This window comes from Cytobacillus sp. FSL R5-0569, from assembly GCF_038007265.1.
Lineage (GTDB): Bacteria > Bacillota > Bacilli > Bacillales > Cytobacillaceae > Cytobacillus > Cytobacillus kochii.
In genome coordinates this window covers 83,673-103,714 of record NZ_JBBOWW010000002.1, presented here as the reverse complement: position 1 = coordinate 103,714, position 20,042 = coordinate 83,673, and the positions used below count along the sequence as shown (strand labels likewise).

Annotated in this window: 20 protein-coding genes and 1 pseudogene; 12 read left to right on the top strand and 9 right to left on the bottom strand. The window is 35.3% G+C overall.

The window, feature by feature from the left end; all coding sequences use genetic code 11:
- Positions 1–297: 297 nt before the first annotated feature.
- The 4 genes from MKX78_RS24205 to MKX78_RS24190 all read right to left on the bottom strand — a co-directional run bounded on the left by MKX78_RS24205 (position 298) and on the right by MKX78_RS24190 (position 3,976).
- Positions 298–498: a hypothetical protein gene (locus MKX78_RS24205; protein WP_040037814.1), complete on the bottom strand. Its 201-nt coding sequence runs from the start codon at positions 496–498 to the stop codon at positions 298–300.
- A 153-nt stretch (positions 499–651) separates the two neighbouring features.
- Positions 652–2,781 (bottom strand): heavy metal translocating P-type ATPase, encoded by a 2,130-nt coding sequence (locus tag MKX78_RS24200; protein ID WP_041098637.1) that lies wholly within the window; start codon positions 2,779–2,781, stop codon positions 652–654.
- The gene (locus MKX78_RS24195) at positions 2,774–3,142 is read right to left on the bottom strand and encodes an ArsR/SmtB family transcription factor (protein ID WP_040037816.1); all 369 of its coding nucleotides are present in this window, start codon (positions 3,140–3,142) and stop codon (positions 2,774–2,776) included. The genes MKX78_RS24200 and MKX78_RS24195 overlap by 8 nt, the downstream gene beginning before the upstream one ends.
- 258 nt (positions 3,143–3,400) lie before the next feature.
- Positions 3,401–3,976 (bottom strand): recombinase family protein, encoded by a 576-nt coding sequence (locus MKX78_RS24190; protein WP_040037817.1) that lies wholly within the window; start codon positions 3,974–3,976, stop codon positions 3,401–3,403.
- Between the two features lie 146 nt (positions 3,977–4,122).
- On the opposite strand from MKX78_RS24190, the pseudogene MKX78_RS24185 reads away from it, so the two are divergent.
- From MKX78_RS24185 to MKX78_RS24160, 6 genes and pseudogenes are all read left to right on the top strand, one after another.
- Positions 4,123–7,089 (top strand): annotated as a pseudogene (locus MKX78_RS24185) (Tn3 family transposase).
- A 104-nt stretch (positions 7,090–7,193) separates the two neighbouring features.
- On the top strand, positions 7,194–7,418 hold the full coding sequence (locus tag MKX78_RS24180) for a hypothetical protein (protein WP_307317497.1): 225 nt from the start codon (positions 7,194–7,196) through the stop codon (positions 7,416–7,418).
- Positions 7,419–7,482: 64 nt separating this feature from the next.
- On the top strand, positions 7,483–8,031 hold the full coding sequence (locus MKX78_RS24175; RefSeq protein WP_307317398.1) for a hypothetical protein: 549 nt from the start codon (positions 7,483–7,485) through the stop codon (positions 8,029–8,031).
- A 591-nt stretch (positions 8,032–8,622) separates the two neighbouring features.
- Positions 8,623–9,066, top strand: a complete 444-nt coding sequence (locus MKX78_RS24170) for a JAB domain-containing protein (protein WP_307317494.1) — start codon at positions 8,623–8,625, stop codon at positions 9,064–9,066.
- Between the two features lie 131 nt (positions 9,067–9,197).
- Positions 9,198–9,692 carry a hypothetical protein gene (locus MKX78_RS24165; protein ID WP_307317396.1) on the top strand — a complete coding sequence of 165 codons (495 nt, stop codon included), beginning with the start codon at positions 9,198–9,200 and terminating at the stop codon, positions 9,690–9,692.
- A gap of 4 nt (positions 9,693–9,696) precedes the next feature.
- Entirely contained in the window at positions 9,697–10,527 is an 831-nt protein-coding gene (locus tag MKX78_RS24160) for a hypothetical protein (RefSeq protein WP_307317393.1), read from the top strand.
- Positions 10,528–11,123: 596 nt separating this feature from the next.
- Here MKX78_RS24160 and MKX78_RS24155 read toward each other — a convergent pair.
- The gene (locus MKX78_RS24155; RefSeq protein WP_307317488.1) at positions 11,124–11,588 is read right to left on the bottom strand and encodes a hypothetical protein; all 465 of its coding nucleotides are present in this window, start codon (positions 11,586–11,588) and stop codon (positions 11,124–11,126) included.
- 279 nt (positions 11,589–11,867) lie between these two features.
- On the opposite strand from MKX78_RS24155, the gene MKX78_RS24150 reads away from it, so the two are divergent.
- Complete coding sequence (locus tag MKX78_RS24150) at positions 11,868–12,272, top strand: hypothetical protein (protein WP_307317491.1); 405 nt, start codon at positions 11,868–11,870, stop codon at positions 12,270–12,272.
- A gap of 192 nt (positions 12,273–12,464) precedes the next feature.
- Here MKX78_RS24150 and MKX78_RS24145 read toward each other — a convergent pair whose 3' ends face one another.
- Positions 12,465–12,656 (bottom strand): hypothetical protein, encoded by a 192-nt coding sequence (locus tag MKX78_RS24145; protein ID WP_095373733.1) that lies wholly within the window; start codon positions 12,654–12,656, stop codon positions 12,465–12,467.
- Between the two features lie 27 nt (positions 12,657–12,683).
- Positions 12,684–13,013, bottom strand: a complete 330-nt coding sequence (locus MKX78_RS24140) for a hypothetical protein (protein WP_095373734.1) — start codon at positions 13,011–13,013, stop codon at positions 12,684–12,686.
- A 146-nt stretch (positions 13,014–13,159) separates the two neighbouring features.
- Between MKX78_RS24140 and MKX78_RS24135 the strand changes: the two genes are divergently transcribed.
- Genes MKX78_RS24135 through MKX78_RS24125 form a run of 3 tightly spaced genes read left to right on the top strand, consistent with a single transcriptional unit; the run spans position 13,160 to position 14,657 of the window.
- Positions 13,160–13,819, top strand: coding sequence for a SprT-like domain-containing protein (locus MKX78_RS24135; protein ID WP_095373735.1), 660 nt, complete (start codon positions 13,160–13,162; stop codon positions 13,817–13,819).
- 37 nt (positions 13,820–13,856) lie between these two features.
- Positions 13,857–14,342, top strand: coding sequence for a hypothetical protein (locus MKX78_RS24130; RefSeq protein WP_095373736.1), 486 nt, complete (start codon positions 13,857–13,859; stop codon positions 14,340–14,342).
- Positions 14,343–14,369: 27 nt separating this feature from the next.
- Positions 14,370–14,657 (top strand): hypothetical protein, encoded by a 288-nt coding sequence (locus MKX78_RS24125; RefSeq protein WP_095373737.1) that lies wholly within the window; start codon positions 14,370–14,372, stop codon positions 14,655–14,657.
- Between the two features lie 55 nt (positions 14,658–14,712).
- On the opposite strand, the gene MKX78_RS24120 is transcribed toward MKX78_RS24125, so the two are convergent.
- On the bottom strand, positions 14,713–15,381 hold the full coding sequence (locus MKX78_RS24120; protein ID WP_071220738.1) for a YqeB family protein: 669 nt from the start codon (positions 15,379–15,381) through the stop codon (positions 14,713–14,715).
- Positions 15,382–15,569: 188 nt separating this feature from the next.
- A complete protein-coding gene (locus tag MKX78_RS24115; protein ID WP_071220739.1) occupies positions 15,570–16,166 on the bottom strand; it encodes a TetR/AcrR family transcriptional regulator in 597 nt (198 codons plus the stop codon).
- A gap of 359 nt (positions 16,167–16,525) precedes the next feature.
- Here MKX78_RS24115 and MKX78_RS24110 point away from each other — a divergent pair, with 359 nt between their 5' ends.
- Both MKX78_RS24110 and MKX78_RS24105 read left to right on the top strand, forming a co-directional pair.
- Positions 16,526–17,095 (top strand): recombinase family protein, encoded by a 570-nt coding sequence (locus MKX78_RS24110; protein ID WP_076315855.1) that lies wholly within the window; start codon positions 16,526–16,528, stop codon positions 17,093–17,095.
- Position 17,096: 1 nt separating this feature from the next.
- Positions 17,097–20,042 (top strand): Tn3 family transposase, encoded by a 2,946-nt coding sequence (locus tag MKX78_RS24105; RefSeq protein ID WP_095373738.1) that lies wholly within the window; start codon positions 17,097–17,099, stop codon positions 20,040–20,042.

The window sequence follows — 20,042 nt, the reverse complement described above, 5'->3', positions numbered from 1 at the left end:
CCTAATTCCCCTGTAAATTAAGCTTTAGCTTTCATTAAATTACTTGTTGCGGTCTATAGCAGCTTCGCTGGTATTAGGCCAAGGAAGGAGAACTCAAATGAAAGTAGTGATAATGGGGTAGCGTCAGGAAAATGCGGATTTACAACGCTAAGGAAATTCTCATACTAAAAAGCCAAATTTCTCAACATCAATTGAGAAATTTGGCTTTTTTCGTTGCTCAGTTAAAGCGTCCTTTAGTTGTATAATTAAAATATATATGATGAAAGGAGTAGCCTACTCCTTTTTTGATGGCATTTGTCAGCCACCTTCTATACATGTTGCCGTTGAACTTCCAACAATAGCATTGAGTTCTTGAAGTAGGGAAGTCAATGCATCGGCTTCAACCAATGTAACTAAAGTTTTTTCAGTCAGTGGAATATTGTGTTCTTTAAAAACATCCGTTGTACTTTCCCAAACTTCAGCAATAGCTTTGGGTGACATATTTGATTGTATGACCATTTTGACAACCTCCTTTTAATCAGTTATTTCCCTTTTAATTTTACCCTACTAATACAGCAACTGTAATTCCATGATTATTCCTGTTAATATCCCTATTGAAGCATAACATTGTTTTCAATTATCACACCTGATTGTTGAAGCCCATTTTAGAACCTATTCTTTGATTTTCAATAAGCGTAAACTGTTTAATGTTACAAGTAAAGTTGCTCCCATATCAGCAAATATCGCTATCCATAGTGTTAACCAACCGGGCATGACCAACAGTAATGCCACTAATTTAATCGCCAAAGAGAAGGTAATGTTTTGCTTGATGATTGCTAAAGCCTTACGGCTTAATTTTATTGTATATGGTAATCTACTCAAATCATCAGACATTAATGCGATGTCAGCCGTTTCTAAAGCTGTATCAGTTCCAGCACCACCCATCGCTACACCAACGGTAGATGCTGCAAGTGCTGGAGCATCGTTCACGCCATCTCCGACCATTCCCACACTTTGATGTTTTTCTCGAAGTTCTTTAATGAAATTCAACTTATCCTCTGGAAGTAAATCAGCTCTAATATCAGAAACACCAATTTGTTTTCCAATTGCAGTTGCAGTTCTCTGATTATCACCTGTAAGCATTACTGTTTCTATTCCAATATTATTCAATTTTCCGATAACTTCTTTTGATGTTTCCCTAATTTCATCAGCTACAGCAATTAACGAAAGAATCTCTTTTTTCGTTCCTAGCACCATCACGGTTTTTCCTTGGATCTGCATTTCTGTAATCTTTTGTTTTCTATCACTTTCAATGCTTCCATGTAATTCTTCAAAAAGTGCTGGGCTTCCGACATAATACATTTCGTTATTTACTTTGGCTTTTACACCTTTGCCCGTAATGGATTGGAAGTCTTCAACCATTACATCATTAAAGTCTGATCCATTTTCTTCTGCTTTTCTCATAATTGCTGAAGCAAGTGGATGCTGCGATCCTTTTTCAATGGCTGCTGTTATGGTCATTAATTCATTTTCATTTCCACCATATGTCACAATGTCTGTTACAGCAGGAATCCCTTTTGTTAATGTTCCTGTTTTATCAAAAGCAATCGCTTTTAAGTGTCCTGCTTCTTCTAAATGGATACCACCTTTAATTAAAACACCATTTTTCGCTGCATTTCCTATTGCTGTAACAACAGCAACTGGAGTTGAGACTACTAAGGCACAAGGACAACCAACCACTAATACAGCTAATCCTTGATAAATCCATTGGCTCCAGTCTCCCCCAAATAATGGTGGAACTACCGCAATTAAAAGAGCTAGTATCACAATAGCTGGTGTATAGTATTTAGCAAATTTATCGACAAACGCTTGAGAAGGGGCCCGTTCTGCTTGAGCTTCTTCTACCAAGTGAATGATTTTTGAAAGAGTAGTATCTTCAACTCGTTTTGTTACTTTAACCTCAAGTAACCCTTCTTCATTCAAGGTTCCTGCAAATACTTCATCATCTGTGTTTTTCATTACTGGAACACTTTCACCTGTAATCGCAGCCTGATTTAATGTCGATGTACCTTTAACCACTACTCCATCCATTGCTAACTTTTGACCGGGCTTAACAATCATGATGTCTCCAACTTGAATATCATCAACATGAATCATCATTTCTTCATTGCCTCGTCGAATTAACGCTTCTTTTGGGGCAATATCCATTAAAGATTCAATAGATTGACGTGCTTTATCCATTGAATAACGCTCTAATGCTTCACTAATCGCAAATAGGATAACAACGGTTGCCCCTTCACCCCATTCACCAATGATTGCAGCTCCTATAATGGCAATAGTCATAAGCGTATTCATATCGAAATTTAATCTACTTAGATTTTTGAGACCTTTAATGAATAACGAATATCCACCGATTAAAATGGACGCTGCATAACCAATTGTCGGTAGAACATGCTCCTCACCATACTGTTCTCCTAAGAACCAGCTAACTACAAGTAAAAGGGCTGATATATATACCTTAGCGTTTTCTTTCTGCTTCCAAAAAGGTTCTCGTTCTACCCTTTGTTCTTTTTCATCTCGAATTTTTAAATTTTCAAATGCTCCTGCTTTTTCTAATTCTTCAATGGTTGTCGTCCCTTTAACATAAACTTTGGATGCTCCGAAGTTTACTTTCGCATCCTGAACACCGGGAAGTTCTTTAACATTATTTTCAAAAATGGCTGCACAGTTAGTACAAGTAAATCCTTGAACACGATAGGCTTTCATTTCTTCTTCAGATAGTTTTGCTTTCTCACTAGACATTGCTCTTCACCTCTTTCTTATGTGCTAATGCAATCATCATAATTTGTCTGATATGCTCATCATCTAATGAATAAAATGCCAGTTTGCCTTCTTTTCTAAATTTCACAATCCCCTGTTTATGAAGGGAGCGTAAATGATGAGAAGCATTTGCAACCGTAACACCTATAATATTTGCTATATCACACACACACAGTTCGTCATCTTGACACAAAGCATAGGTAATTTTTGCTCTATTTTCATCTGCAATAGCTTTTAACATTTGGGCAACACTAGAAATATCTACTGTCTGTAAATTACCTTGTATTCGATTGACCTTTTCTTCGTCATAACAATAAATTTGACAAGTATCTTTCTTAATCATATTCTCACCTCAATCTCATTCAAGTGTTTGCTTGAATATAGTATAACCATTTTTAATAATTCATTCAAGTGTTTATTTGAATGAATAAAAAAATTCATAAAAAAAGAATTGGAGTACCCAATTCTAATAACAAAATAACCAAACTGCATAAGACTTTAAGTACATAATTCATAATCTCCTTTAAAACATAGGATAAGGATCTGATTTTCTTTAAAGGGGTTACTTCATAATCTGGCCCTTTAATGGAATAGGACTGAACTATTTGTTCTCTTCCGATAGCTTTCTATATAATGAAGCCCTAGACACATTTGTAATTTCACAAATTTGATTTACAGTCATATTTCCTTCTTTATATAGCTTTACTGCATAATTCATTCCCGCATGATTTTTATGATATTTCTTTATCCGACCTTTAAACTTTCCTTCTTTCTTAGCCAGCTCAATCCCTTCACGTTGACGCATACGGATAAGATCTCTCTCTAACTGATTAACTCCAGCCATTACTGTAATTAAGAATTGGCTGTATGGATTATCTTCTGATAAATCTAACCACGTATCCTTTAGGGACTTTAAACTGGCCTTTTTACTTCGTATTAAATCAATTAATTCAAACAAGTCCTGCGTACTTCGAGTGATTCGAGTTAAATCTGTAACATAAATAATGTCACCTTCCTGTAAATCCTCTAACATTTTTTGAAGTTCCTCACGTTTCTTTGTTGCCCCAGAAACTTTTTCTTCGTATATAATATCCATTCCGATTTCGTTCAGCTGCTGAAATTGCCTTGAAGGGTTTTGGCTAGTCGAACTGACACGTATATAACCGATTTTTCGCAAAATATCACCTCGTTTTTGAGACAAGTCTTATGAGACGCTCTTAACTATGATTTTATCAGTCTACTACACTTGTATCAATAGAGTACACTCTATTGATATATAATTGAACTAATAAATTGAAAAATACAGAAATGGGATGATACTGAATGAAAATTGCGAGAGGTAGAGAATTGCTTACACCGGAACAGAGACAGTCTTTTATGCAAATCCCTGAAGATGAATGGATATTGGGGACCTACTTCACTTTTTCCAAACGTGATTTAGAAATAGTTAATAAGCGAAGGAGGGAAGAAAACCGTTTAGGGTTTGCCGTTCAATTAGCTGTTCTTCGGTATCCCGGTTGGCCATACACTCATATCAAAAGCATCCCGGAATCAGTCATACATTATATATCGAAACAAATCGGTGCCACTCCATCTTCGATTAGTCTTTATCCTCAAAGGGAAAATACACTTTGGGATCATTTGAAAGAAATTCGAAGTGAATACGACTTTGTAACTTTTACCCTGAGTGAATATCGAATGACATTTAAGTACCTTCATCAATTAGCTTTGGAAAATGGTGATCCCATTCATCTACTGCATGAATGCATAGATTTTCTAAGAAAAAACAAAATTATACTGCCTGCTATCACTACACTTGAAAGAATGGTGTGGGAAGCAAGGGCGATGGCTGAAAAGAAGCTATTTAATACAGTTAGTAAATCTCTTACAAATGAGCAAAAAGAAAAGCTTGAAGAGATTATTACTTCGCAGCATCCATCTGAATCTAATAAAACGATATTGGGTTGGTTAAAGGAACCACCGGGTCATCCTTCACCCGAAACATTTCTAAAAGTAATAGAACGACTCGAATATATACGAGGAATGGAATTGGAAACGGTACAAATTAGTCATTTGCACCGCAACCGCCTGTTGCAGCTGTCTCGCTTAGGTTCAAGATACGAGCCGTATGCATTCCGTGACTTTCAAGAAAATAAACGTTATTCGATATTAACCGTCTATTTATTACAACTTACTCAGGAGCTAACGGATAAAGCGTTTGAAATTCATGATAGGCAAATACTTAGTTTGTTATCAAAAGGTCGTAAGGCTCAAGAGGAAATCCAGAAACAAAATGGTAAAAAGCTAAATGAGAAAGTTATACACTTTACGAACATCGGACAAGCATTAATTAAAGCAAAAGAGGAAAAATTAGATGTTTTTAAGGTTTTAGAATCGGTTATTGAATGGAATACCTTTGTCTCTTCAGTAGAAGAGGCTCAGGAGCTTGCACGTCCTGCCGACTATGATTATTTGGACTTACTGCAAAAACGGTTTTAATCACTAAGAAAATATACGCCAACGCTATTAAGAGTATTGGAATTTCATTCTACAAAAGCAAATGAGCCACTTTTACAGGCTGTTGAGATTATCCGAGGAATGAACGAATCCGGAAAGCGAAAAGTGCCTGACGACTCACCTGTGGATTTTATTTCAAAACGATGGAAAAAGCATTTATACGAGGATGATGGTACAACAATTAATCGTCATTACTATGAAATGGCTGTTTTAACAGAACTTCGGGAGCATGTTCGGGCAGGAGATGTTTCCATTGTGGGCAGCAGACAATATAGGGATTTTGAGGAATATTTGTTTTCGGAAGATACATGGAATCAATCGAAGGGGAATACGAGATTATCAGTTAGTTTATCATTTGAAGATTATATAACAGAGAGAACTAGAAGCCTTAATGAAAGGTTAAAGTGGTTAGCTGCCAATTTCAACAAGCTAGATGGAGTTTCTCTTGAAAAAGGAAAACTGTCACTTGCACGCTTAGAAAAAGATGTTCCAGAAGAAGCAAAAAAATTTAGCGCAAGCCTCTATCAGATACTACCAAGAATAAAATTAACTGATTTACTCATGGATGTGGCTCATATAACAGGATTTCATGAGCAATTCACTCATGCTTCCAATAATCGAAAACCAGATAAGGAAGAAACAATCATTATCATGGCTGCCCTTTTAGGAATGGGTATGAATATTGGCTTGAGCAAGATGGCCGAGGCCACACCCGGACTTACATATAAGCAACTAGCCAATGTATCTCAATGGCGTATGTATGAAGATGCAATGAATAAAGCCCAAGCCATATTAGTAAATTTCCATCATAAATTACAGTTGTCCTCCAATTGGGGCGACGGTACAACATCCTCGTCAGATGGTATGAGAATGCAGCTAGGTGTTTCATCACTTCATGCAGATGCAAACCCACATTACGGGACTGGAAAAGGAGCCACCATCTACCGTTTTACTAGTGATCAATTCTCTTCTTACTACACAAAGATTATTCATACAAATTCAAGGGATGCGATTCATGTTTTGGATGGATTGTTGCACCATGAGACGGATCTAAATATAGAAGAGCATTATACAGACACGGCCGGTTACACAGACCAAATATTCGGACTGACTCATTTATTAGGATTTAAATTTGCTCCTAGAATAAGAGATTTATCAGACTCAAAATTATTTACAATAGATAAAGCAAGTGAATATCCAAAATTAGAAGCCATTTTACGTGGACAAATAAATACAAAGGTCATTAAAGAAAATTATGAGGATGTTTTGCGATTAGCTCATTCTATAAGAGAGGGAACAGTTTCAGCATCCCTTATTATGGGGAAACTAGGTTCCTATTCAAGACAAAACAGCTTGGCTTCGGCCTTACGTGAGATGGGCCGAATAGAAAAAACGATCTTTATTTTGAATTATATATCGGATGAATCATTAAGAAGAAAAATACAAAGAGGATTGAATAAAGGAGAAGCCATGAATGGATTAGCAAGAGCTATTTTCTTCGGAAAACAAGGTGAGCTTAGGGAACGGACTATACAACATCAATTGCAAAGGGCCAGTGCCTTAAACATAATCATTAATGCCATCAGTATATGGAATACCTTACACCTAACAAAAGCAGTTGAATATCAAAAACAGGCTAGTAGTTTTAATGAAGAATTATTGCACCATATGTCGCCTCTAGGTTGGGAACATATTAATTTGCTAGGAGAATACCATTTTAATTCCGAGAAAATGGTCTCGTTAGATTCTTTAAGACCATTGAAATTTTCTTAACGTTGTTAAAAATGGGGGAATCGTCTCGAAAATGTGCTTAGCGTTGTAAATCCGCATTTTCCTGACGCTACCCCATAATGACAAAGTTAAATACCGAAGGAAGTATGGGATTGAGACGAGGTAGCTTTCTCATTAGCGACTATGAATTTAAGAAAAATCCTGATTGGTATATAGGAATTAAAGCGTATGAATGGATTCAACAACAAATTGCCGAATACGGAGGGAGAAAAACGGAAATTATTCAAGTAACTTGGAATGAAGAAAATGATATTACGGAGGTTGTTAAAAGTATATATCCGATTATGCCAGAGGATGATTTACCTTTTTGACAGCATAAAGTATGAGATATTAGTAGTATAATTATTTTAGATAATTATGGAATGGAGTGTTCTCATGTTATGGATTTTAGGAGCAATATTTGTTGCTGTGGTTGGACTAGGTGGTTTTAAAGAAGTAATATTTGGAAATGAAGCACAACAAGTTAAGTCAAAACTTATAACAGTATTTGGGAGCATTTTAGTAGTAGCAATTATCTTACTTTTTATAGGTGTACGTCAGCTAAATTCTATTGATAGTGCTAATGTTGAGGAAAATATATATCAAGAAGAAAATAACCAATTGACAACAACTACTACTTCTCCGAAAACTCCATCAAATAATGAACGAAAAGAAGCTATCTTAAAGGGGCAAGATGTCACTTTTAATGATGATTTTTATATGGCAATTTCAGAACAATCATTTGATGAATTAATGAATAATGTAGCCCAAAATAATACAGATGCTACTCAAAGAATGGTAGATAAAGGGGATTTAATCTTAATTAATAAAGGAACAGAAGCATATGTATTAAACAGGACTATTGGTGGATTAGCTGAAGTAGAAATAATTAATACAGGATTAAGAGGATTTGTAGTAGTAGAAGTATTGGAGAAAAAGAAATAACCTTAATTAAAAAATACAACACAATTAAATTATATTATTGATAGAATCCGTATATTCCTGACTCACCTTACTAGGTCGATTGGTGACGGCATCGAGCCTAACCAATCGACGTCTTTTCTGCAAGAAAAGACGGTGCGCAATTTTTCTCGCTGGTAAGCCAGCTTAAAATTACTTATCGTACGCTTCAGGCTCCCTTATAGGGAGCCTGTTGCTTATGAGAAACGCCTGCGGGCATCGAGCCCTTGTCGTTTGCGGTCTATCAAGTACGCATAGACCGCTTGGTGTAGTGCCTTCTCCTTCCTTCGTTCTCCTCATTATAACAACTTCGCTTATGACAGATAGAAGGGCGGGCGATCAGGGAAAGAAAAGGGCAAAGCCAAGTAGGCTAAGGAGCAATAAGAAAGCAAAATACGCTTTCTAACTGCCCCTAAGTCATTGGGCTTCACTCCTTTTCTAACGCTTCCTCCCGTCAAGCATGGGAGAAAGCTACCCTTCTCTGGCAAGTCGGCTTCTTCGTAAGCCGACCCTTCCATCTGTTTGCGCGAATTGTTCAGTCCTTTCCGAACAAAGAAAGGAGAGAGGAAAATGAAAATGGAAAAAGTTCTAGAAATCGTAAGCATTAAACAGGTAGTCACAGATGTGGAGGTACTGGAATCAATGACAGTTCGTTCCCCAGAAGATGCAGCAAGAATAGCCGCAGCGTTTATTGGTGATGAAGACAGAGAAGTGTTTTTTGTCATGTGCTTAAACACGAAGAATTGTGTAGTGGCTGTACATCGTTGCCATGTAGGAGGGTTGAACGCATCTATTGTTATGCCACGTGAGGTGTTTAAGAGTGCTATCCTGAATAATAGCGCATCAATCATTGTTGCACACCAACATCCGAGCCAAGACACGACTGCATCAAGAGAGGATATTGACGTAACAAAGAGATTAGTTGAATGTGGCAAGATTTTAGGTATTGAAGTATTAGATCATGTCATAGTCAATGAAAAAGCATCCTTCTTCAGTATGAAAGAAAAAGGATACATCTAATCAGGAGGGAGAGCAATCTCCCTTTTTTTTGGTCAGGTTCTCATAAATCGAAAATAATGCCAGATTTTTGTTTACTTAGTAAACATCTAATGATATACTTTGTTTACTTAGTAAACAAGAGGAGAGGTTCTATGAAAAAAGTAACCGAAAGAGTCATCAAGAATTTCCCCATGTTAGAAAGTAAAATTACTGCATATGAAAATGTACTCTTAATTGAAGAAGCCATAAAGGGATTAAATGAGATTGAAAGGACCTTTTTAAAATTAGTTTGGTACTTTGAAGAGCCTGAATCTCAATCATTTGATATGAGAAATCTTTATTTGTACCTTTCAGACGAATGGCTCGATTTCGCATTAGAATTAATCACTGATTATTTTCGTAATGAAACGTATTTAATTAATACTAAGCCTACTTTCTCTGTTATCAAAGAAGATGATGAATATTTGGGGATGAGTCAGTTTGCAGATTACTTGACTGAAAATGGATTGAAATATACCAAGCAAAGAATAAATATGGCTTATAAAAGAGGGAAAATGGTTGAACCTGATTTGGTTATTGCTGGTGTAAAGTATTGGTCTATTGAAACAGCGGAAAAGTTTTTAGAGAAAAATAAGTGGGGTGTATGATTATATGGAGGTAATTGATTCTAAACCTTTTTATGAATTTGAATTGAATATGCTTGCTTTATTACAGTGTGATAACAATAATATGAGGGAATTAATAACGGATTTATACAAAATTAATAAAAATTGTCACGAAGAATACTCTGCCATAATTAATACTTCTTTAAGCATTAATAATAGAATTAAGAAAACAATTGAGAAAGAACTAGAAACATATCGCAGACATATTAATGAAATGTTGGAAGATAAGGATTTTGATGAAGAGGATGATTATAATATATATAAAATATCTCAAATGGTTAGTTTAAGGGAAGATGGATTTCGCCTTTTAGAGAGGGGAATTGAAATTCAATCAATTAGCTCTATTGTAATGTTGTTAAGTTTGTTAGAATCTACATTATTTGAAATAATAAATAAATTTTCAAGTTTTGATAAAGAAAAATTTCCTGACATTAAATCTGTATATAAAAGGGACAAAGGAATTGCTAAATATTTGAAGTATTTGGATAAGTATTTAAATGAAGTTGAGGAAAACTTTATAGTTGGGAAACCAATATATAATGAACTCTTACATTGGGCTAATCTTAGAAATAATATTGTGCATAGTTCAAATAGATATAATGATGAATTATATGCAAAGTCTTTAAAATTAAATATTCAAATAAAATATAGTAGGCGATATAATAAATTCTGCTTTGAAACAAAATCGGTTATTCAGTTAGGTATACTAGTGGGTCAAATTCTAAACATTTGCATAGTAGAAGGGTTTTATAAATATTTTGGTGAGGATTTTTTAGAAATTAGTGAAACTTTTTCGCCACCGATAATTATTGATTGACGTTATATTATGTAAGAATTTGAACATTTGTATTTATTGATGTTTGGGCGGCATGCACTACAGAATGTAAATTTACGGCCATCTACGAAAAAGCGTGTAGATAGCCATAAACCAACATTCTGTACGTGTCACTGTGGCACAAAATGATCCGATAACAACGGTCTGTACGGCTACGCCTACATTCCGTAAGTTCCTGCCTCCTTTACCTTTCAGGTCGTACCCCATGAGCCGAAAACCTTTAACAACGTATAATAATGTTTAAACCTTGGACTTTGCCCAAACCCACTGGGGAAGTCTTCCCCAGACCCCCTTCAACGAACTCCCCAGCCCCTCAAATCCTTGAGGGGCTCCCTCGCCGGTAGGCAGGTCAAAAGGTGTTGCCTTTTGACACAGCAAGAGGGTTTGGGTGTAGTGAGTCTATCAACTCCTTAATGCTCCCTGCGGTCCGCTTACCGTTGACAGACGCCATATATTAGCTTCTGTACCTTTATGAGATTGCTGCTTTTATAATTCACTGTATTTAGTAATGTGCCCGCTATCGTATGTTTTGAACTTTTAGTTGGAAGGGGGATAGAGAAAAACGACCTCTTGAGAGGTCATTTTTTTTGAACTTCTTCATGTTCATACTTTATTAACTTTATTTTATTTGTACCATCAGGAACTTTGGTTGTATTTAACACCGATGGTTCAACAGCAAAATATAGTGTATCTTTACCAACAACGGTTCCATTTTGATAAGAAGGAAGCAATGTAACTTTTAATAAATAACTAAATTGGTTTTCTAAATCTTCATCTAGATTTCTTGTTGTACGTATAAAGACAGATTGATCGTTTTCAGGCATTCCATAACCTTGAACGTTTTTATCCTTATAATACCTTTGAACATGGCTTAATATTTCTTTGTGGTAAAGGTCCAGCATAAAGTATCCAAATAATTGATTATTTACTTTAGCTGATGGTGGAAATTCCATTGTTTGAGTATTTCTTGCGTTTGTAATAGCCGAAAATGAAGATATACATAACAAAATTGCTAAAAGTGAACTTATAATTATTTTTTTCATGTTTACACACCTCCATTTTGTAATATCTATAAAAAACGTAATATTTATACTAAATAAAAATAGGTAATTTTTATCTAATTACTTTTATTTTTTTCCATTTTTTAAAGGAATTACAAACTTAATAACGAATTTTTAATTTAGCAATCTATCATTAACATCTCAGAATTTTGATTTAATCATAAAATCCTTATAAAAAAGAGAGCGTGGTGATAGAACTTTAAAACATTTTAAAACTTAGGTATTGTTATATTTTTAAATTAATATTAAGGGGGAAATTAAATGAAAAAGTTAACACGCTTTATTATTATGGGATTTTTAGCAATCGTGTTAATCCCTACTCAAGCAGGCGCAGCATACATAGGATATGATAATTTGTCACTGACACCTTTGATTTGGAAGCCCTCTAAAACTTTTCAGACTCCTAGTGGATATGTTACAGCGTGTATAAGTGGGGTTAATAACTCTGCTAATACTTATGCAATAGATGCTTATAAGGATGACGGTATTGGTGCAGGTTTAACAAAATTAGGTGCTATTAGTGTGAATAGTAATCCTAATAAATGTGTTACTTTTCCAACAAGAGCAGTAGCTGATGGAACTAATGGTAAAGCAGAAGTATATGTTCGAATTGGAAATGTTCGATATTCTGATAGTTCAGTACGAGTGGAAATTTCCGTTAATTAAAATGCGTTTGATACCCCTTAGCTCTTAAGGGGTTTTTTCTTGCAACGATATTTCTTGCTACTTTTACTTTCATGTAAAACCACCCCCCTTCCAACTAAAAGTTCAAAACATACGCTAAGGGATTGTACAGAAAATGTTACCTAACACCATACTGTCATGGTGTTTATAAGGGCGTTCCATTTAAAATTTCCCTCATTTTTTATTCGATCTGTGTTCAGGATTTAATAAATCTGCGAAGATAAAGGACCCTTTCGATTCGTAGTTTGCTACAAGGCTATGCAACGCCATTACGGCTAATTGATTTTGTGATAACCCTACCTCCTCTGACATCTTTTCAAAGTCCTCTTTAAGCGCATCTGGCATGTTGATGGGTAATCTTTTCATAAGTAAAACTCCTTTTTAATATCTATTTCAAACAGGTTCTTTAATAGGAGAAGCATCATAATTTTCAAATCTGCTATCACAAGTGGAACAAAATTTTATCCAATTAGGATGTTCATCGTACATGGGTGTGAATATACCACCGCAACTGCAAGCTTCACTATAATCTGGCTCTTCTGGTTCGTCAAATAACCCCTCATTATGTGCCTGTTCCCATAAAAGATCATTTACTTTTTCTTTTAACTGTTCTATGGCGTCTTTTAACGCAATTTCATTTTCCTTTAAATTTTGAATTTCATTTAGCAAACGTTCATTCTGCTTTTCTAATGAAACTATTTTTTTCTTTCTGCTGAAAAGCATACTAAAAATCACCTTCCTTTTCGATATCTATTTAGTGCTATTTTAGCACATGACAAGCATCAAAACAATACCAATTGTCAGAATTTTATGTTATAATATAGTTAAGGTAATTGAATATTAATATTCAAAAAGGAGAATTCACTTAAATGTCCAGCATAAAAGTGGCTACTGACGAATTGCATATTGCGTTTGAGTTATTAAATAAGACGTTCTTCAATGATGAATTGCCTAACCTCGCCATTACGATTCAAACCAGTGGTAAACGCAAATCTATGGGCTGGTGTACAACAAAAGAGGTTTGGGGTGATCGTGACGGAAAAATCAAACTGTATGAAATAAATATAGCTGCGGAATTTTTGGATTTAGATTTTTTTGAAACCATGGATACATTACTTCACGAAATGGTGCACCTGTACAATATCACTCATGATATTCAGGATTGCAGTCGAGGTGGAAACTACCATAATAAAAAGTTTAAAGCCGAAGCAGAAAAACGAGGGTTTTACTTTGAGAAAGATAAGCCAGATAAGAAATATGGGTGGTATAACCCTAAGTTAACAGAAGAAACAAAGCAGAAAATATCCTCTCTTGATATTGATAAAAGCGCTTTTTCAATCGCTCGAAGGGGAATGCAATTACATCTTAGTAATGATGACACTAATCAAGAAGAAGATGGCCAAGAGAAAGAGAGGAAAAAATCTTATAAATGGGTTTGTCCTGGTTGTGATTTAATTGCTCGTTCTACTAAGCCCGATGTATCCCTAAAATGTATGAAATGCAATGAAGAGTTGGAAGAAAGAGACTAAGGGAGAGGTGTTCTCTCCCCTTTATGGAGGTTAAAAAATGCTAACTTGTGCTTATTGTGCCACTGAATTAAGTTCTAAATACTGTCCTTTCTGTGAAATGGAATTAAAGGATTATCAAATATCAAAAAATGGCAATCGCATGTCAAACACTATAGATTCAATTCCTGCAGAAGTGGAAATTTTCAAGGATACTAAAACCCTTATGGAGAAAGAAACCATTGAATTGTTATTCTTATTGCGTTATGCCAGAAAACACCGTTCTGATGTATATAATTTACGTATAAACGTTCATAGGGCAACCGAACAAGGGAATGAAATGCAGGAATATAACGCTGCTTCTTATAGTGATTATGAAGAAGCAACTCGAAAAGTATGGGTGATTGAAAATATTATTAAGGAGCGTATAGGTTACTTCCCTAGTAAGGTTACTGAAAAATTCATTTATATTTATCTGGACCGTATAAATCAATCTAACGAAAAAAAGATGAAAATTAAAGAATCATCGGTACAAGAAAATGCTTGAGTATAGGATTAGAAGGGAGGGAACTGTATGCATCCAATGAATAGTCTTTTTCCATTGTTGATAGGGTTATTTTTATATCTTGTTTTGAATCCTTTCTTCCAGTCATTCGACCTACTATCTGTTTATTTTATTTGTGCTGTTCCAGCTGGTTGGTCAATGATTAACCGTTATAAAAATAGACCGACAGATACGCAGCTCATTATTCGCGAAATATATCGAGTGCGTTCTGATATATTCTTCGATTTATTTTTTTTAGCAATACGGGGTCATGTCGACAAAACGCATATATTATACGCTAAGCAAATTGCAACCTAAAAAGTCGAATTCCTATACGCTAAGGAACCGACTTTTTTAAATTTGGCTTGTTTAGTTAAATCTTTCGTACATATTGATCCTTACCCTGATCTTTCACAACTACCCCTAGCTCATTTAAATCCATTTTTAAATTTTTTGCCTTTTTCTTATCTCCTTCTCTAATTGCATTTCTACGTTCATATAAGATTGAATTGGTGTTCTCCCCAAGTAAATGATCTTCTAGGGCCCAAAGTTTGAATTCATCTACATAAGGGTCCTGTTCACACCAAAGGTAATGATGATACAGAAAGATTTCTCGTATTTTTTCCTTCTTAATATCCGTCTTTTCACTCAAAAGTTCTTGACCTTTATTTCCAGTAATTACGACATTATTATCTTCCATAAAGATTTCTTTTACCTCAGATTTTCTAATTATCTTTTCTTTATCATCTTTATTGATCAATATTTCTTGATCGCTTATGCTCATTTTTAGTGCTTCACTATAAACTGTTAGTGATAAAAGAACACCTATAACTACACCTACGAACATCAAGATAATAGACACCCAAAAAGGGTTGAATGCATCCAAAAGTTCAATGACTTTTGAATCAGAAAAGAAAGATATTCTTTTTACGAATTCCAACAACTTTGGAAGAAACCAACCTATCGTTCCTAAAACAATAGGAAATAATACTGCAATCAATTTTTCCAAGAAACCCATACCAATTGTGGATGTATTTTTCATTGGGATTGTTACCTCCGAGACTTTATAGTTAAAAATAGTTGAATTAAGATGTTTAGAGTATCTTGAAATTCTGACAAAAATATTCAATACAAATGAAAATAATAATTATCAAACAACAAATACGCATAAATATATATCCTTATTCAACCATCAATTATTCTAATTAAAGGGAAATAGACCTTTTGATGTTACATAACTATTTTTGTTATTACTCTAGTTAAATCATCCCTATACTTCTCAAGACTAAAGGAAGCCCTATTTTTAAGCATACTTTCTTCTATTGCACCTTGAATCAGAACACAGATCATTTCTACATCAAATTCATTAGAAAACTCTTGTTTCTTTTGTCCCTCTAATAAAATCTCTTTGAGCAATACATTTAACAGATCTTCCTCGTCATCATCAGCTTTATAGTAAGGCACTCCTTCTTCGTCTTTAGCGTTAAAGACAATTTCAATCAATGCGATATTATTTTTATAATTAGCCACTTGGTAAGCCAAACTAGCTTCAATATATGCTTTTAATTGTGAAATAGCCGTTTCTTCTCGAACAACCTTCCCACTAATAAAATCCAATTTTTTGTTAAATAAATGCACTAAGGTTTGATTGATTAAATCCATTTTGCCAGAAAAATGATACGAAATTAATCCTGTACTCACTTTTGCCTTTTTAGCGACTTTAGTTAAACTGACATTTGTATAGCCAAGTTCATCGAGTGTATCAATACAAGCTTGAATAATCTGTTCTCTTCGTGCTTCAGCAATAAAAGATTGTTTGTTTTCCATCAGGGTCTTCCTCTCGTTTATATTGGTTATTCAATTTTTAAATTGGTCTTTCAATCAATTTTTATTTTAATACAAACTTCTTATTCCTGTCAACACTAAGAATTCGACTATCCTGCCTAGTTAGTTTAAATACACCTTTTTCACATTCTCTTATCTATTTTTAACAGAAATATCTATTTTCTTGTTAAAAAACAACAACCATAAACGACCGTTTATGGTTATGGTGAGTGAGCGTCTTTAAAAGTCTCAAATAGTGCTAAAATACATACCCAAAACTATAACCAAAAACAGAATACCAATACATCAGCCTTAACCCCCTTTTTGGTATAATTAATTTGTATGGAAAGGGGAGTTTCAAATTGAAATTTGGTTATGCACGTGTGAGTACGCAAGATCAGTCATTATCATTACAACTTGATGCATTGGATCGTCATGGAGTGGACGAAACTTTTGAAGAAAAAGAATCTGGTAAAAGGAAAAATCGCCCGCAGTTGGAGGAGCTTCTTAAAGTATTACGTAAGGGTGACACAGTAGTTGTCTATAAATTAGATCGTATCAGTCGGAGTACCAAACATTTAATCGAACTCATGGAACAGTTTGAAGCAAAAGGAATCCATTTCGCGTCTATTCAGGATAAAATTGACACAACAACAGCTATGGGGCGATTCTTTTTCAGAATGTTGGCTAGCATAGCTGAATTAGAACGGGATATCATTAGTGAACGAACGAAAGATGGGTTGGTGGCAGCTAGATCTAGGGGAAGAAATGGAGGTAGACCGAAGGTTGAATCAAAAAAAATTATGCTTGCCATGAAGATGTATGAAAGTAAAGACTACTCCTTATCTCAAATTAAAGAAGCCACAGGAATAGGAGCAACAACGCTATATCGTTACTTGGGAAAGAAAGGGCTATCCAGCGAGGAGGTGTAACATGAGAGGGAAAGAACTATTAACCCTTGATCAGCGAAATATGTTTATGTCTATTCCTGATGATATGACTGAGCATGATATGGAAATGCACTATACTTTTACCACAGAAGATCTTGCATTTATTAATAAGCATCGAAGAGACCATAATCGCTTAGGGATTGCCTTACAACTTGCAGTTCTTCGGTATCCGGGTTGGACTTTATTTCAGATTAAAGACATTCCCAACCAAATACTCGATTATATTGCGAAACAAATTGATGTCTCCCCACAAGAATATACACAGTATGCAAAACGGGTAGCAACTCGAAATGAACACCTAGAGGAACTTCGACAGCATTATGGCTACCAAAATTTATCCTTTGGGATGTATCGAATAATTGCACAATATACTCTTCAACACGCTCTTGGGAACGGGAATACAGATTACTTGATTCGCTCAACAATTAAGGAATTGCGAAGACAAAAAGTAATTTTGCCAGCTATGACAACAATAGAAAGAATTGTATGGGAGGCTCGTCAACGGGCAGAAGAACGAATTTTTAAATCTATCAGCTCTACATTAAATGAATCTCAAAAACCAAAGTTAGATCACTTACTTGATGTAAGTTCCACCTATTCAAAGACACCCCTTGCTTGGTTACGAGAAGTTCCCGGTCAATCTTCTCCAGATGCCTTCTTAAAGGTTATAAAACGTCTTCAAGTCATACGAACTTTGCAACTTAATGTGGATATTAAAGAAATTCATCCAAATAGGGTCTTACAGTTAGCACGATTGGGTTCCAAATATGAACCCCGTTCATTCCGTAGATTTAAAGAGAATAAGAAATTTACACTTTTAATTTTACATCTCCTACAACTTAGCCAAAACCTTACTGATCATGCCTTTGAGATACATGATCGGCAAATCAGCTTATTGTTATCAAAGGGACGTAAAGCTCAAGAAGAGATTCAGAGGTTAAATGGTAAATCAGTTAATGAAAAGGTTATTCACTTTGCAGATTTGGGATCAGCATTGATTCAAGCAAAAGAACAAGGGAAGGACCCATTTGAAGCATTAGAAGCTATTATGCCTTGGGAGGACTTCGTAAACTCAATAGAAGAGGCGAAGCAATTGTCACGCCCAATGGATTACGATTACTTAGACTTACTAAAATTTCGCTTTAACTACTTACGTAAATATACCCCAACATTGTTAGAAGCCTTGGAATTCACTTCTACAAAATCAGGAGAGCCATTGCTTCAAGCTATTGAGACCATTAAAGAGATGAACAGAAATAATAAACGAAAGGTTCCAGAAGGTGCTCCTTTGGACTTTATCTCGAATCGCTGGCAAAAGCACGTTTATGATGATGACGGGAATATAAATCGCCAATACTATGAGATGTCTGTTCTTACCGAGTTAAGAAATCTTGTACGCTCAGGTAACGTTTCTATTAAAGGAAGTCGTCAGCATCAAGATTTTGATAATTATTTAGTGACAAAAGAAACATGGGAGCAAAACAAGCAGCTTAATGAACTTACCGCACCACCTTCTGTTGATGAATACTTAAAAGGAAAAATGGATGTATTACATAATCGGCTTGAATGGATTAAAGCGAATATCACAGAATTAGATGGGGTTAATTTTGAGGATGGACGGCTGCATGTCCATCGTTTGGAGAAAAACGTTCCAGAAAAAGCACGAGAATATAGTTTATCTCTATATCAACTGATACCTCGTGTGAAGCTGACAGATTTGCTTATGGAAGTAGCAAGTTGGACGGGATTCGACAAGCAGTTTCTTCATGCTTCTACACTGCATCCTCCAAAAGAAGAAGAAAAGCCAGCGATCATGGCAGCGATTATGGCTATGGGAACAAATATCGGTCTTACTAAGATGGCAGAAGCGACACAAGGAGTTTCATACCGGCAAATGTCCACAGCCTCACAGTGGCGTTTATATGAAGATGCCATGAATAAAACACAAGCCATTATGGTGAATTTTCAGCATCAGTTAAGCTTGTCGTCGTACTGGGGAGATGGTACATCTTCTTCTTCAGATGGAATGCGTGTTCAAGTAGGAGTTTCATCCTTACACGCTGATGCAAATCCACATTATGGAACGGGAAAAGGAGCAACCATTTATCGCTTTGTTAGTGACCAATTTTCTAGCTTCTATACGAAAGTGATTAATACAAACGCAAGAGACGCTGTTCATGTTATAGATGGTTTATTGCATCATGAAACCGACTTGCATATTAAAGAACATTATACAGACACAGCCGGTTATACAGATCAAGTATTCGGACTAACTAATTTGTTAGGGTTTCGGTTTGCCCCAAGATTACGAGACCTTGCAGATTCAAAACTTTACTCATTTGAAAAGCCCGACCAATATCCAGAAATGGAGAAGTTGCTACGTGGAAGAATTAACACCAAGATCATTCAGGAAAATTATGATGATGTATTAAGGTTGGCACATTCCATTCGTAAAGGAACGGTATCTGCCTCTCTCATTATGGGGAAATTAGGTTCTTATTCTCGTCAAAATAGCCTTGCTACTACACTAAGAGAGATGGGACGTATTGATAAAACTTTGTTTATATTAGACTACATTTCTAGCGAAACATTACGTCGGAGAATCCAACGTGGATTAAATAAAGGTGAAGCCATGAATGCCTTGGCACGAGCTATTTTCTTTGGGAAACATGGGGAACTTAGAGAAAGAGCACTACAAGATCAGTTGCAGCGTGCCAGCGCCTTAAACCTCATTATTAATGCTATTAGTATTTGGAATACCGTGTATCTATCACAAGCAATTGAACATTTTAAAACTACAGGAAAATATCAAGAGAAATTGCTTCCACACATATCACCATTAGGATGGAAACACATAAACTTTCTAGGTGAATATTCATTTAAACCTGAGATTTCGACCTTTCATTCCCTACGTCCACTCAGAACATAA

What these genes read in the sequence shown, in the direction of transcription:
- MKX78_RS24205 (WP_040037814.1), bottom strand. Translation starts at nt 498, where the DNA reads ATGGTCATACAATCAAATATGTCACCCAAAGCTATTGCTGAAGTTTGG.
- MKX78_RS24200 (WP_041098637.1), bottom strand. Translation starts at nt 2,781, where the DNA reads ATGTCTAGTGAGAAAGCAAAACTATCTGAAGAAGAAATGAAAGCCTAT.
- MKX78_RS24195 (WP_040037816.1), bottom strand. Translation starts at nt 3,142, where the DNA reads ATGATTAAGAAAGATACTTGTCAAATTTATTGTTATGACGAAGAAAAG.
- MKX78_RS24180 (WP_307317497.1), top strand. Translation starts at nt 7,194, where the DNA reads ATGGGATTGAGACGAGGTAGCTTTCTCATTAGCGACTATGAATTTAAG.
- MKX78_RS24175 (WP_307317398.1), top strand. Translation starts at nt 7,483, where the DNA reads ATGTTATGGATTTTAGGAGCAATATTTGTTGCTGTGGTTGGACTAGGT.
- MKX78_RS24170 (WP_307317494.1), top strand. Translation starts at nt 8,623, where the DNA reads ATGGAAAAAGTTCTAGAAATCGTAAGCATTAAACAGGTAGTCACAGAT.
- MKX78_RS24165 (WP_307317396.1), top strand. Translation starts at nt 9,198, where the DNA reads ATGAAAAAAGTAACCGAAAGAGTCATCAAGAATTTCCCCATGTTAGAA.
- MKX78_RS24160 (WP_307317393.1), top strand. Translation starts at nt 9,697, where the DNA reads ATGGAGGTAATTGATTCTAAACCTTTTTATGAATTTGAATTGAATATG.
- MKX78_RS24155 (WP_307317488.1), bottom strand. Translation starts at nt 11,588, where the DNA reads ATGAAAAAAATAATTATAAGTTCACTTTTAGCAATTTTGTTATGTATA.
- MKX78_RS24150 (WP_307317491.1), top strand. Translation starts at nt 11,868, where the DNA reads ATGAAAAAGTTAACACGCTTTATTATTATGGGATTTTTAGCAATCGTG.
- MKX78_RS24145 (WP_095373733.1), bottom strand. Translation starts at nt 12,656, where the DNA reads ATGAAAAGATTACCCATCAACATGCCAGATGCGCTTAAAGAGGACTTT.
- MKX78_RS24140 (WP_095373734.1), bottom strand. Translation starts at nt 13,013, where the DNA reads ATGCTTTTCAGCAGAAAGAAAAAAATAGTTTCATTAGAAAAGCAGAAT.
- MKX78_RS24135 (WP_095373735.1), top strand. Translation starts at nt 13,160, where the DNA reads ATGTCCAGCATAAAAGTGGCTACTGACGAATTGCATATTGCGTTTGAG.
- MKX78_RS24130 (WP_095373736.1), top strand. Translation starts at nt 13,857, where the DNA reads ATGCTAACTTGTGCTTATTGTGCCACTGAATTAAGTTCTAAATACTGT.
- MKX78_RS24125 (WP_095373737.1), top strand. Translation starts at nt 14,370, where the DNA reads ATGCATCCAATGAATAGTCTTTTTCCATTGTTGATAGGGTTATTTTTA.
- MKX78_RS24120 (WP_071220738.1), bottom strand. Translation starts at nt 15,381, where the DNA reads ATGAAAAATACATCCACAATTGGTATGGGTTTCTTGGAAAAATTGATT.
- MKX78_RS24115 (WP_071220739.1), bottom strand. Translation starts at nt 16,166, where the DNA reads ATGGAAAACAAACAATCTTTTATTGCTGAAGCACGAAGAGAACAGATT.
- MKX78_RS24105 (WP_095373738.1), top strand. Translation starts at nt 17,097, where the DNA reads ATGAGAGGGAAAGAACTATTAACCCTTGATCAGCGAAATATGTTTATG.